The 12,376-nt window shown below is 59.8% G+C and carries 12 protein-coding genes; 5 read left to right on the top strand and 7 right to left on the bottom strand.

Going from position 1 to position 12,376, the window contains the following annotated elements:
* The 6 genes from SBL51_RS13265 to SBL51_RS13240 form a co-directional block, all read right to left on the bottom strand.
* A partial coding sequence (locus SBL51_RS13265; protein WP_317931448.1) for a hypothetical protein occupies positions 1 to 291 on the bottom strand: 291 nt, incomplete at its 3' end.
* A complete protein-coding gene (locus SBL51_RS13260; protein ID WP_317931447.1) occupies positions 276 to 1,304 on the bottom strand; it encodes a type I glyceraldehyde-3-phosphate dehydrogenase in 1,029 nt (342 codons plus the stop codon). The genes SBL51_RS13260 and SBL51_RS13265, both read right to left, overlap by 16 nt.
* A 12-nt stretch (positions 1,305 to 1,316) precedes the next feature.
* A complete protein-coding gene (tkt, locus tag SBL51_RS13255; protein ID WP_317931446.1) occupies positions 1,317 to 3,317 on the bottom strand; it encodes a transketolase in 2,001 nt (666 codons plus the stop codon).
* A 309-nt stretch (positions 3,318 to 3,626) separates the two neighbouring features.
* Positions 3,627 to 4,259 (bottom strand): TonB family protein, encoded by a 633-nt coding sequence (locus tag SBL51_RS13250; protein WP_317931445.1) that lies wholly within the window; start codon positions 4,257 to 4,259, stop codon positions 3,627 to 3,629.
* 29 nt (positions 4,260 to 4,288) lie between these two features.
* Entirely contained in the window at positions 4,289 to 5,794 is a 1,506-nt protein-coding gene (locus SBL51_RS13245) for a M56 family metallopeptidase (RefSeq protein WP_317931444.1), read from the bottom strand.
* A 40-nt stretch (positions 5,795 to 5,834) separates the two neighbouring features.
* On the bottom strand, positions 5,835 to 6,233 hold the full coding sequence (locus SBL51_RS13240) for a BlaI/MecI/CopY family transcriptional regulator (protein ID WP_317931443.1): 399 nt from the start codon (positions 6,231 to 6,233) through the stop codon (positions 5,835 to 5,837).
* Between the two features lie 247 nt (positions 6,234 to 6,480).
* Here SBL51_RS13240 and SBL51_RS13235 point away from each other — a divergent pair, with 247 nt between their 5' ends.
* From SBL51_RS13235 to SBL51_RS13215, 5 genes are all read left to right on the top strand, one after another.
* Positions 6,481 to 7,491, top strand: a complete 1,011-nt coding sequence (locus SBL51_RS13235) for a metalloregulator ArsR/SmtB family transcription factor (protein WP_317931442.1) — start codon at positions 6,481 to 6,483, stop codon at positions 7,489 to 7,491.
* 77 nt (positions 7,492 to 7,568) lie between these two features.
* Entirely contained in the window at positions 7,569 to 8,723 is a 1,155-nt protein-coding gene (gene metK / locus SBL51_RS13230; protein WP_317931441.1) for a methionine adenosyltransferase, read from the top strand.
* Positions 8,724 to 8,756: 33 nt separating this feature from the next.
* Positions 8,757 to 10,148, top strand: coding sequence for an adenosylhomocysteinase (gene ahcY, locus SBL51_RS13225; protein ID WP_317931440.1), 1,392 nt, complete (start codon positions 8,757 to 8,759; stop codon positions 10,146 to 10,148).
* Between the two features lie 81 nt (positions 10,149 to 10,229).
* On the top strand, positions 10,230 to 11,075 hold the full coding sequence (metF, locus tag SBL51_RS13220; RefSeq protein WP_317931439.1) for a methylenetetrahydrofolate reductase [NAD(P)H]: 846 nt from the start codon (positions 10,230 to 10,232) through the stop codon (positions 11,073 to 11,075).
* Between the two features lie 3 nt (positions 11,076 to 11,078).
* Entirely contained in the window at positions 11,079 to 11,813 is a 735-nt protein-coding gene (locus SBL51_RS13215) for a 16S rRNA (uracil(1498)-N(3))-methyltransferase (RefSeq protein ID WP_317931438.1), read from the top strand.
* Between the two features lie 27 nt (positions 11,814 to 11,840).
* Here the strand turns inward: SBL51_RS13215 and SBL51_RS13210 are convergent, their stop codons facing one another.
* Positions 11,841 to 12,323 carry a chemotaxis protein CheW gene (locus tag SBL51_RS13210; protein WP_317931437.1) on the bottom strand — a complete coding sequence of 161 codons (483 nt, stop codon included), beginning with the start codon at positions 12,321 to 12,323 and terminating at the stop codon, positions 11,841 to 11,843.
* Between the last annotated feature and the right edge of the window lie 53 nt (positions 12,324 to 12,376).

The following is a 12,376-nucleotide window of genomic DNA, read 5'->3' as shown; positions in this document are numbered from 1 at the left end:
CAGTGCCTGCAACACAGGAAGTGTTGCCAGGCGCTGAAAGCGCCTGCGAGCCGTTAATCCGCCAGCAAGCCCACGCGCTTGCGCCAGCGGATAGCGGCGACCAGTCAGGATTGCCAGGACGGCAATCTTGGCCCATAAGCAAAACAGTGCCTGCAACACAGGAAGTGTTGCCAGGCGCTGAAAGCGCCTGCGAGCCGTTAATCCGCCAGCAAGCCCACGCGCTTGCGCCAGCGGATAGCGGCGACCAGTCAGGATTGCCAGGACGGCAATCCTGACTAATAAATAGACCACAGCTTTGACCAATAGCAGGTGGCGTCCACCATCCGATTGGCGTATCCCCACTCGTTATCGAACCAGATGTGCAGGGCCAGCAGATGCTCCTGGCTGACCCGGGTCTGGCTGGCGTCCACTATGCCGGAGCGGGGGTCGTGGTTAAAGTCGCAGGAGGCGACCGGTTCGTTTAGATAACCCAGCACCCCCTGGTAGTGTTTGGCGGCGGCCTCGGCCAACACCTGGTTTACCTGCTCGACGGTGGCTGGCTTGTCCAGCTGCAGGGCGCAGTCGATGGCGGAGACATTGACCGTCGGTACACGCATGGCCAGGCTCTGAAAGCGGCCGGTCAACTCCGGCAGCAGCCGGTCGATGCCGCGGTCGAGGCCGGTATCGACCGGAATAATCGAGGCAAAGGCGGAGCGGGTCTTGCGCAGATCGGTATTGTGGTAGGCATCCAGCACCGGTTGATCGTGCATGGCGGAGTGGATGGTCCAGGTGGTGCCGGCCTCAATGGTGAAGGCGCGGTGCACCGCATCCAGCACTGGAATCAGGCAGTTGGTGGAGCAGGAGCCGGTGGAGATGATGCGCTCGGCGCCGGTTAAGCGCTGCTGGTTAAAACCGTACACCACGGTGGCGTCGACCTCCGCCGTGGCCGGCTGTGAGAAGAGCAGCCGCTGGGCGCCTTGGGCCAGGTGGGCTTCGGCGGTGGTGATGTCGCTGAAACTGCCGCTGCACTCCACCACCAGGTCGACCTGAAGCTCGGTCCAGGGCAGGGCGCTGATGTCGCTCTCCTGCAGAAGGCGAATGGCCGGCAGTTGATCAATAAGTAAGTGCTCACCATTCGTCTCCACCTTGCCGGCAAAGGGGCCGTGGGTGGAGTCGAACTTGGTGAGGTGGGCGATGGTTTTGGCGTCGGCCAGTTCGTTGATGGCCACCACCTGCAGCTCGTGGGTTAAGCCGCGTTCGATCAGGGCGCGTAAAAAGCAGCGCCCGATACGTCCAAAACCATTGATGGCTAGGCGAGTAGTCAATGCCGTGCCGGCTTAGGCGAGCAGTTCGCCCACGGCCTTCACCACGTTGTCGGTGGTGAAGCCGAAGTAGGCCATCAGTGCATCGCCGGGGGCGGATTCGCCAAAGCTGGTCATGCCGATAATGCGGCCATTGAGGCCAACGTACTTCCACCAGAAATCCTGATGCGCCGCTTCCACGGCCACGCGGGCAGTGATGTTGGCCGGTAGCACACTGGCTTTGTAGGCGGCGTCCTGGGCTTCAAACAGTTCGGCACAGGGCATGGAGACCACGCGCACTGGTGTCCCGGCCTCGCTCAACTGCTGGGCAGCGGCGGTGGCCAGGCCTACCTCAGAGCCGGTGGCAATAATTATCGCCTGGGGAGCGTTGGCGGGTTCAAACAGCACGTAACCACCTTTGGCGACGGCGGCCAGCTGCTCGCTGCTGCGCGGCTGCGGGGTTAACCCCTGGCGCGAGAAGATCAGGGCGCTGGGGCCGTCCTGACGGACGATGGCGGATTTCCAGGCGACGGCGGATTCGACCGCGTCGCAGGGGCGCCAGGTGTGCAGATTGGGGGTGGCGCGCAGGGCGATGATCTGCTCCACCGGCTGGTGAGTGGGGCCATCTTCACCCAGGCCAATGGAGTCGTGGGTGTAAACAAAGATGCTCTGCTGTTTCATCAGCGACGCCATGCGCACGGCGTTGCGGGCGTACTCCATAAACATCAGGAAGGTGGCGCCGTAGTTGACGAAACCGCCGTGCAGGGCGATGCCGTTCATAATGGCGCTCATGCCAAATTCGCGCACCCCGTAGTAGAGGTAGTTGCCATCGGCGTCGTCGGCCTTAATACCCTTGGCGCCGGTCCAGAGGGTAAGGTTGGAGCCGGCCAGGTCGGCGGAGCCGCCGAGCAGCTCGGGCAGGTGAGTGCCGTAGGCGTTGATGGCGTTTTGCGAGGCCTTGCGCGAGGCGATCTTCTCGGATTTCTCCTGGCACTCGGCAATGTACTTGTCGGCTTCGGCGATGAAGTTTTCCGGCAGCTCGCGCTTGACGACGCGGCGTTCAAACTCGGCGGCCAGTTCCGGATGGGCGGCGGCGTAGGCGGAGAAGGCCTCCTGCCAATTGGCTTCGGCTTTGGCGCCGCCCTTTTTGGCGCTCCAGGCGTCGTAGATGGGAGCTGGAATCTCAAACGGTGCGTGTTCCCAGTTGAGGGTTTTACGCACCAGCGCCACTTCGGCGTCACCCAGTGGCGCACCGTGGCAATCCTCTTTGCCCTGTTTGTTGGGCGAACCGAAACCAATCACGGTTTTACAGCAGATTAAGGTCGGCTTGTTGGGCTCGGCGCGGGCGGCTTCAATTGCCTGCTTGATGGAGTTGGTGTCGTGGCCATCAACGCCGGGGATCACCTGCCAGCCGTAGGCTTCAAAGCGTTTGGGGGTGTCGTCGGTAAACCAGCCCTCAACCTCACCATCGATGGAGATGCCGTTGTCGTCGTAGAAGGCGATCAGTTTGCCGAGACCCAGGGTGCCGGCCAGAGAGCAGACCTCGTGGGAGATCCCCTCCATCATGCAGCCGTCGCCCATAAAGACGTAGGTGTGGTGATCGACGATGGTGTGACCGTCGCGGTTAAACTGCGCCGCCAGAATCTTTTCGGCGGTGGCCATACCCACGGCGTTGGCGATGCCCTGGCCGAGGGGGCCAGTGGTGGTTTCAACACCTGGCGCGTAGCCGTATTCCGGGTGACCGGGGGTTTTGCTGTGCAGCTGACGGAAGTTTTTCAGATCGTCGATGGAGAGCTCGTAACCGGTCAGATGCAGCAGGGAGTAGATCAGCATGGAGCCGTGGCCGTTGGAGAGGACAAACCGGTCGCGGTTGGCCCAGGACGGGTTGGCGGGGTTGTGCACCATATAGTCCTGCCACAGTACCTCGGCGATATCGGCCATGCCCATGGGGGCGCCTGGGTGTCCGGAATTTGCCTTCTGTACGGCATCCATACTCAATACGCGTATGGCATTGGCAAGTTCTGTGCGAGATGACATGTGGTAATTGCTCCTAGTTGCTGACGGTTAGCGTGTCCTGTTGACCCGGCGGGCGCTCTGCCCGGCAACCTTTCCCTAGCTGCTTGCGGAACCTGGCGGTTAAAAATTGGCCCGAGTCGGCGCGGGCGCCATTTTCCCTTAGCGGCGCGTCGAGGTAAACCGCTAATTTGTTAAGTGGTGGTTTGAGCGGGGAAGAGGTACGGATCGGCGGCGCAATGGGGTGGGGTAATGGCCGATTGGGGCTGGAGCTGCTGTGTTCGGGTGTTACCGGTGTTGCTGTGTTGGCCAACACCGGCAGTGACGGTGGGATTAGTGCTCGATGGCAAAGCGAATGCGCTCGGTGATCGGGTCGCTGTCAACGCCCTGGCCATCGACCATGATCGGCCGGTAACGCCAGGCCTGCACCGCCTTGATGGCGGCGCTGTCGAAGGTGCCGGCGGGCTCGGCGGCGACCGCCTGAACATCCCGGGTAGAGCCGATGGCGGTGACAATAAACTGCACATCCACATAGCCCTCAATACCGTTTTGCAGGGCGCGGCGGGGGTAAACCGGCGGCACCATCACCTGCTTGACCAGGGCGCCGCTGTTAAAGGTGATGGTAGGGCCCTTGCCGCCGGTGGGGCCGGTAATGACCGGTTTGCCAGTGGTCAGCCCGTTGTCGTCGGGGGTGACGGTGGGCTGTTCGATCAGTGTATCGGGTTGTTGCTGAACCTCGGTCGGTTCGGGTTTGCTGTAGGGGATAGGGTCCGGCACGGTCATCGGTGGCATCACCACATCGATTATGCGCTCGTAGATCGGCTCATCGGGCAGCTGATCGTCGGTGGCCACCAGCGACTGCATCAGTGCAAACAGACCGAAGGTGAACAGAGCGGCCAGCGGCAGCACACTGCCGAAGCGGGAGGGGGCGTTGTTGGGGATGAAATTGGCGGTCAGTGTGCTCATGGTGAGTACTCTCTTTTTATTGTCGTGGGTTATTGACTGCTGGCGGTTTGTGGTTGATTCAGATCCGGCTCGGCATCGCTCAATCGGAAACGGAAGGTTTCAGTAATGCCGGCCACAGCGGCGGCTTCGCCGTTGATGATCAGGGGCTGAAAGTGGCTCTGCTGCAGGGCGGTGATTACTGCCGCTTCAAACACCCCCTGTGGTTTGGCCGAGAGAATGGTGATGGCAAAGGCGTTGCCGGCGGCATCGATGGCAAATTCCACGCTCACCTCACCGGTCAACCCTTTGGTGATGGCGCGTTTGGGGTACACCGGCAGCACCGTAAGGCCCGCCAGGTAGCCCTGCCACTCGATGTAAGGGGTGGCCAACTGGGTGTTGGGAGCGGGCACGGTGGCCGGCCGGGTGGCGACCACCCGCAGCTGCTCCAGCGCCAGTGGTTGCCAGCTGAGCCGGGCGGTGGGGGGCTTGGTTGCCGGCTGCAAATGCGGCCGGCTCGGGCGTTCTGGGCCGGTGGCTGGCACGGTGGCCGGGCTGGGCTCGGTTTCAGGTGCCAGCAGGGTAATGGTTGTTGGCGTCGGCAGCGGCGGCGCCTGTAGCTCGATACCCACCAACAGCAGCGGCAGAAGCCAGAGCAGGGTGATCGCCCAGGCGCTGCGCCGCTCCATCTGCAGCAGGGGCTCGTGGCTGGCCAGCTGCTCCAAAACACTGTTTAACCGTTCGTAAAACCCGTGGCGGGCGACGGCGCGGGTGACCGGCAGCGGCACTTCACTGCTGCGCTGCTTGATGTGCAGTAACAGCCTGGCGTACTGGGCTGGCAGTTCGGTTCCCTGGCGGCCACCGAGCAGCTCCACTGCGCAGTCGTCGGCGGCGCGCTCGGCCAGGGCGGCCAGGTTGCTCTGCCAGCGCCAGAAGAAGGGCAGTGGCCAGAACAGGCAGCCCACCAGGTAGGCCAGCTGCTGACTGGACCAGTCCCGGCGCGTCAGGTGGGCCGATTCATGGGCGAGGATAATGCGCTGTTCGGCCAAGGGCAGCTGCAACACCCCGGTGGTGATAATCAGGCGTGCGCGGCGGCTAAACGGCGGCTGCCAAACATAGGCGTTAATGGCCGGGCTGGCTGCCAGCCGGCAGTCGACCTGGGCGAAGGGCAACTGGGCTCGGAATTCGGCCACCTGGGCCTGGATGTGAAGCGGGGCGGCGGCGTAACTGCGCTCCCGGCGCGCCAGTTCGGCCAGCGCCAGCAGACGGTAAAAGAGCAGGGTGAGGGCGATGGCGGTGTAGCCGGCGGCCAGCCACAAGCCGCTGTCGCCGGAGAGCTTAGCCTGTAACCAATGGTCACCGGTTACCGGCCAGGTAAAGTTGACCACCGCCAGCCAGGGGGAGAGGCACAGTAAGGGGCTGAATAACAGTAGCGTTAACAGCAGCTGGTGTTGCAGGCCGGCCGACTCGCGCTCGCTGTTGCGCTGAATAAACACCACCAGCCACCACAGCAGCAGGGGTTTAACCACGGCGATTAAAAACAGGGTAATAATCGGCATTGGCGCTTCTCTCGGTTATTTTGAGCGTTGTTATAAACCGTTACTTTTTGTTGCCCTGTTCACTCTTTAACTGCTTGATTTTGGCTTCCAACTCACTCACCTGTGCCTCGGTGAGCGAATCTTTATGGCTGCCCAGTAGGGCGGTAACTGCATCCACGGTGGAGCCCTTAAAAAAGGTGCGCACCAATTTTTTCATGGCCGACTCCGCCGCCGTGTCGCGATCGGTGCTGGGAAAGTAGAGGTATTTGTTGCCCTCGCGGCGGTAGCTGATCTGCCCCTTTTCCACCATGCGATTTAACAGGGCGCGTACCGTGGAGTAGCTGGGCGCGTCTTCCAGGGTATCCAGAACCTGCTGTACGGAGGCCAGCTCCAGGTTGTAGAGCGATTCGATAATTTGCCGCTCCCGGCGGCTTAAACCTTTTATCTGGTTGGCAGACATCTTCTTCTCTCCTGCAGGGCGGTGCCTGCTGTCGGCCGGGTGTGTCATTGGCCCTTGTGAATCTCCTGCTAAATATGTAGCAGTGCTACATATTTAGCATTTTGGTGGTTGAAGTCAAACATTTTTTTGTGGGGATGTTGGTTTGGCGGTAGTGAAAGCCGCACTGGTCGCTTTGGCTATGAGGGTCTAACCATCTATATCAAATTATTTTGATATAGATTCTTCAGTGGTGTTACACTTGCGCGCCATGAGTGAAGCCACCCCCCTGGAGAGAGACAGCGAGCACCTGGCGGCCTATCTGAAGGCCGCGGCGGACCCGCTGCGCTTGCAGATTCTGCGCCTGTTGGCTCAGGACTCCTATGGCGTTTTGGAGCTGGCGCGGGTGTTTGCGGTGAAGCAGTCGGGCATGAGCCACCACCTGAAACTACTGGCCCAGGCGGGCCTGGCCGCCACCCGGCGGGAGGGCAACTCCATCTTTTATCGCCGGGCGTTGGTCAGCCAGGGGGAGTTGGGGGCGCTGCAACGGGCGCTCTACGCCCAAGTGGATAGCCTCACCCTGACCGACGAGGTGGAGGCGCGGCTGGCGCTGGTGAGGGCGGATCGGGTGGTCAGCTCTCAGGCCTTTTTTAACGACAACAGCGACCGTTTTCGCAGCCAGCAGGATCTGATCGCCAGCTATCCGGTCTACGCCGACGCGGTGGCAGAGTTCCTGCAAAAGACCTTCCTGCAACAGACCTTCTTGCAGCAAACCCAGGCCAACCGTCGGCAGCTGGCACTGGAGATAGGCCCGGGCGAAGGTGAGTTTCTAGCGGTACTGAGCCCGTTGTTTGAGCAGGTGTTGGCGGTGGATATCAACCAGGCCATGCTCGAGCAGGCGGCGCGGGCGGTGGATGCCGCACGGCTGGCCAATGTGGAGCTGCACTTGGCGGAGGCCGGCAACTGGCCGTTTGTGGCGCCGGCGGCGGTGGATTTAGCCGTGGCCAATATGGTTCTGCACCATGTGCCATCGCCGGTGGCGCTGTTTCAACAGGTGGCCGAGGTGTTGCGGCCCGGTGGCAGTTTTGTGATTACCGACCTCAGCCTGCACGATCAGAACTGGGCGCGGGAGTCCTGTGGTGATGTGTGGTTGGGTTTCGACCCGGACGATTTAACCGATTGGGCCGCCAACTGCGGCTTCAGTGCCGGGCAGAGTCTCTATTTTGCCCTGCGCAATGGTTTTCAAATTCAAATTCGGCAGTTTGTAAAAGAGACCGCTTAACAGGCGGTGGCCGATAAATTTAACGCTTAACAAGCCAAGCCGGTGCCCGTCACCGATTATTTATGAGGATTGGTTGCATGTCTGAATATGCGATTTTTACATCTGAGTCTGTCTCCGAAGGGCACCCCGATAAAATGGCGGACCAAATTTCCGATGCGGTTTTGGATGCGATTTTAAAAGATGACCCCAATGCCCGGGTGGCGGTGGAGACCCTGGTAAAAACCGGTATGGCGGTGGTGGCCGGTGAAGTGCGCACCAACACCTACGTCGACCTGGAAGATCTGATTCGCGATGTGATTCTGGATATCGGTTATAACTCCAGCGATGTCGGTTTCGATGGCGCCAGCTGTGCCGTACTCAATGCCATCGGCAAGCAGTCGTCGGATATCGCCATGGGTGTGGACGAGGCGGAAAACAAAGATCTGGGTGCTGGCGATCAGGGCCTGATGTTTGGCTTTGCCACCAACGAAACCGAGGTGCTGATGCCGGCACCCATCTATTACAGCCACCGGTTGGTGGAGCGCCAGGCCAAGCTGCGCAAAGAGGGTGTACTGCCCTGGTTGCGCCCGGATGCTAAAAGCCAGGTAACTCTGCGCTACGAAAATGGCAAGCCGGCGGCGGTAGAGGCAGTGGTGCTCTCCACCCAGCACGACCCGGATATCAACCTCGCCAACCTGCGCGAAGCGGTGTTGGAAGAGATCATCAAACCAGTACTGCCCGCTGAGTGGCTGCACGCCGATACCCTGTTTCACATCAACCCCACCGGTAACTTTGTGATCGGCGGCCCGGTGGGCGACTGCGGCCTCACCGGCCGCAAAATTATCGTCGATACCTACGGCGGTATGGCTCGTCACGGCGGTGGTGCCTTCTCCGGCAAAGACCCCTCCAAGGTCGATCGCTCCGCCGCCTACGCCGGCCGCTATGTGGCGAAAAATATTGTCGCCGCCGGCCTGGCCGACAAGTGTGAAATTCAGGTCTCCTACGCCATTGGTGTGGCTGAGCCGACCTCGATTGCCATCAACACCTTTGGCACCGGCAAAATTTCCGATACCCATATTGTCGACTTGGTGCGTGAACACTTCGATCTGCGCCCGCGTGGTCTGATCGAAATGCTCGACCTGAAACGCCCGATCTATCGTGATACCGCCGCCTATGGCCACTTTGGCCGCGAGCTGCCCAATTTCACCTGGGAAAAAACCGATAAGGCTGAGGCCCTGAAGAGCGCGCTCTAGACGCGCCGACAACGAACAACGAGGAATTAACCAATGAATGCAAAGCAAGATTTTAGCGATTACAAAGTAGCCGACATTGCCCTGGCCGATTGGGGCCGCCGCGAAATTGAAATTGCCGAAGGCGAGATGCCGGCACTGATGGCTCTGCGCGCCAAATACAAAGCCCAACAACCCCTGGCCGGTGCCAAAATCATGGGCTGTATCCACATGACCATTCAGACCGCCGTGCTGATTGAGACTCTGGTCGACCTGGGTGCCGAGGTGCGTTGGTCCTCTTGTAATATCTTCTCCACCCAGGATCACGCCGCCGCGGCCATCGCCGCCGCCGGCATACCGGTGTTTGCCTGGAAGGGGGAAACCGAAGACGAATTCAACTGGTGTATCGAGCAGACCATTCTCGCCAAAACCGGCGGCACAGAGACCTGGGATGCCAATATGATTCTCGACGACGGTGGCGACCTGACCGAGATGGTGCACAGCAAATACCCAGCGCTGCTTAACCACATTCACGGTATCAGTGAAGAGACCACCACCGGTGTTCACCGCCTGCTCGATATGATGCACAAAGGCGAGCTGCTGGTGCCGGCCATTAACGTTAATGACTCGGTAACCAAATCGAAAAACGACAACAAATACGGCTGTCGGCACTCGTTAAACGATGCCATCAAGCGTGGCACCGACCACCTGCTCTCCGGTAAAAAAGCGCTGGTGATTGGTTACGGTGATGTGGGTAAGGGGTCGGCGGCGTCACTGCGCCAGGAGGGGATGATCGTACGTGTCTCCGAGATCGACCCGATCTGTGCTATGCAGGCCTGTATGGATGGCTACGAAGTGGTCTCTCCCTACGAGGATGGTATCAACAACGGTGAACTGAGCTGCATCAACAGCGAACTGCTGGCCAAAACCGACCTAGTGGTAACTACCACCGGCAACGTCAATGTCTGTGACAAAAATATGCTGCAGGCGTTAAAGAACGGCGCCGTGGTCTGTAACATCGGCCACTTCGACAACGAAATTGATACCGCCTTTATGCGCGCCCACTGGCAGTGGCAGGAGATCAAACCCCAGGTGCACAAGGTGGTTCGCAATGCCGAGACCGGTGATCATCTGATTCTGCTCTCCGAAGGCCGTTTGGTTAACCTGGGTAACGCCACCGGTCACCCATCGCGGGTAATGGACGGCTCCTTTGCCAACCAGGTATTGGCGCAAATGTATCTCTACGAGCGAAAATTCGCCAACCTGCCGCAGGATGAAAAGGCCGATAAGGTCTACGTTAAAGTGCTGCCCAAAAAGCTGGACGAAGAGGTGGCCGCCGATATGGTGCGCGGTTTTGGTGGCGTGATCACGCAGCTGACCCAGCGCCAGGCCGATTACATTCGCGTGCCGGTAGCCGGGCCGTTCAAACCGGAAGAGTATAAATACTAAAAATGGTTCGCCCTTGGCAGCTTGTTCGCTGCCAAGGACGGACAACTTGGGGCTCTGCCAAGCAGCGCCCGAGGGAAAATTATGAGTGATGATATTCGAATAAGCTTTGAGTTCTTCCCGCCCAAAACCGACAGGGGCCGTGAGAAACTGATCGACGTGCGCAACGCCCTGGGCAAGTTTGCGCCGGCGTTTTTTTCGGTCACCTACGGTGCCGGCGGTTCCACCCGCGACAACACCAAAAGGCTGGTGTGCGACTTTAACGATGCCGGCTTTGCCACCGCCCCGCACCTCTCTTTTGGCGGCGATACCGAAGCCACCATCGAGCAATTAATTGCTGAGTACCGCGAGCACAAGGTACAGCGCATCGTCGCCCTGCGCGGTGACCTGCCCTCGGGTATGGGCGGTGTGCGCAATATGGTTTATGCCAATCAGTTGGTGGCCTTTATTCGCGACAAGTTTGGCGACGAGTTTCATCTGGAAGTGGCGGCCTACCCGGAAATTCACCCAGAGGCGAAATCCTACCAGGACGATATTCGCTACCTGAAGGGTAAGTTTGACGCCGGCGCCAACAGTGCCATCACGCAATACTTTTTTAATCCCGATGCCTACTTCTATTTTGCCGATCAGTGCCAGGCGGCCGGCATTAGCCAGCCCATCTACCCGGGCATTATGCCGATTACCAACTACGCCAACCTGGCGCGCTTCAGCGACGCTTGTGGGGCGGAAATTCCGCGCTGGATTCGCAAAAAACTGGAGTCCTTTGGTGACGATGCTGAGAGCATCAAAGCTTTTGGCATCGATCTGATCTCCGACCTGTGCGAAACCCTGCTCGACAACGATGCGCCGGGCCTGCACTTCTACACCATGAATCAGTTGGAGCCCACTCAAACCCTGCTCAACAACCTGGGCTACAGCGCCGACGCGTAAGCCATGCGTATTCCCCGGGTCTACAGCAGCATCGCCATTGGCCAGAGTTCTCATCTTGAGCTCGGTGCCAATGTCGCTCATTACTTGGGTAAGGTGTTGCGCATGGCGGTCGGCCGGCCGGTGATTCTGTTTGATGGCACGGGTGGCGAGTATCAGGCGGAGATCACTGGGCTGTCGAAAAGCAGCATTCAGTTCACGCTAGGGGAGTTCTCCCCGGAATCCCGCGAATCACCCCTGGCGCTGGAGCTGGCTATCGGCCTCTCCCGCGGCGAGCGTTTTGAGTGGGTGTTGCAGAAGGCCACTGAGCTCGGCGTCAGCCGCATTGTGCCGCTGCTGACCGAACGGGTAGAGGTGAAGCTAAGCGGAGAGCGCCTGGCCAAAAAGCGGGAGCACTGGCAGCAGATTGTTGTCAGCGCCTGCGAACAGTGCCAGCGCACGCTACTGCCTCAACTGAGCGAACCTCAGCCCCTGGCCACATGGCTGGCCGAAACCGATACCGCCTGGGCATTTGTGTTGCACCACCGGGCGCCCGAGCGGCTGCAGGATTACACCACTAGCCCAACTCGAGTGGCGCTGTTGGTTGGCCCGGAGGGGGGGTTAAGTGAGGGCGAGATCGAGCAGGCACTGAATGCGGGCTTAAAGCCCCTGGCCCTGGGGCCGCGGGTGCTGCGTACCGAGACGGCGCCAATCGCCGCGCTCTCGGTTCTGCAGTACCAGTGGGGTGATCTGAGCCGCTAACGGCGGCGGCTCAGTCGAGGCTTGGTGTTAGTCTAGGTCGAGGTTAAGGAAGGCCAGTTCCAGGGCTTCAATATTGGGAATGGTCGCCTCTTCGGCGGCGATAGCGACATTCATCAGGTCGTAGGCATTACCCAATACATCCGTCAGCTCACGAATGTGGGCATTCTCCACCTGCGCCAGGCGCGGAATCCCCTGAGTCAGAATGCCAATAAAGGGCAGCTGGTCACTGATGCCGGTGGCGTTGAGTACCGCAATACGGCTGCGTGGCGCGATGCCCGGATTGCTGCCGCCGTTGATCACCTCGTAACTGATAAGCGGCACCATGGTGTTGCGCCAATGAACTTCACCCAGATACCACTCTGGCCCCCGGCCGCCGCGGCTAGGCAGGTTGTAGGGCACCATCTCGGCGACGGAAACCGTGGGCAGCAGCAGGTTGCGATCGGCGATGGGCAATAACAGGCAGGGCAGGTAGTCTGGTATTTGATCGCTCAGTTGCTGGGTCTCGTTCATAACGGTGTAGGCCTAAGGTTTGGTATGAATTATTGTCGCATTAGAAAACAGTA

Source organism: Halioxenophilus sp. WMMB6 (genome assembly GCF_033283405.1).
Taxonomy (GTDB): domain Bacteria; phylum Pseudomonadota; class Gammaproteobacteria; order Pseudomonadales; family Cellvibrionaceae; genus Halioxenophilus.
The sequence above is the reverse complement of the archived record's forward strand: the minus strand, read 5'-3'. Positions and strand labels throughout refer to the sequence as shown.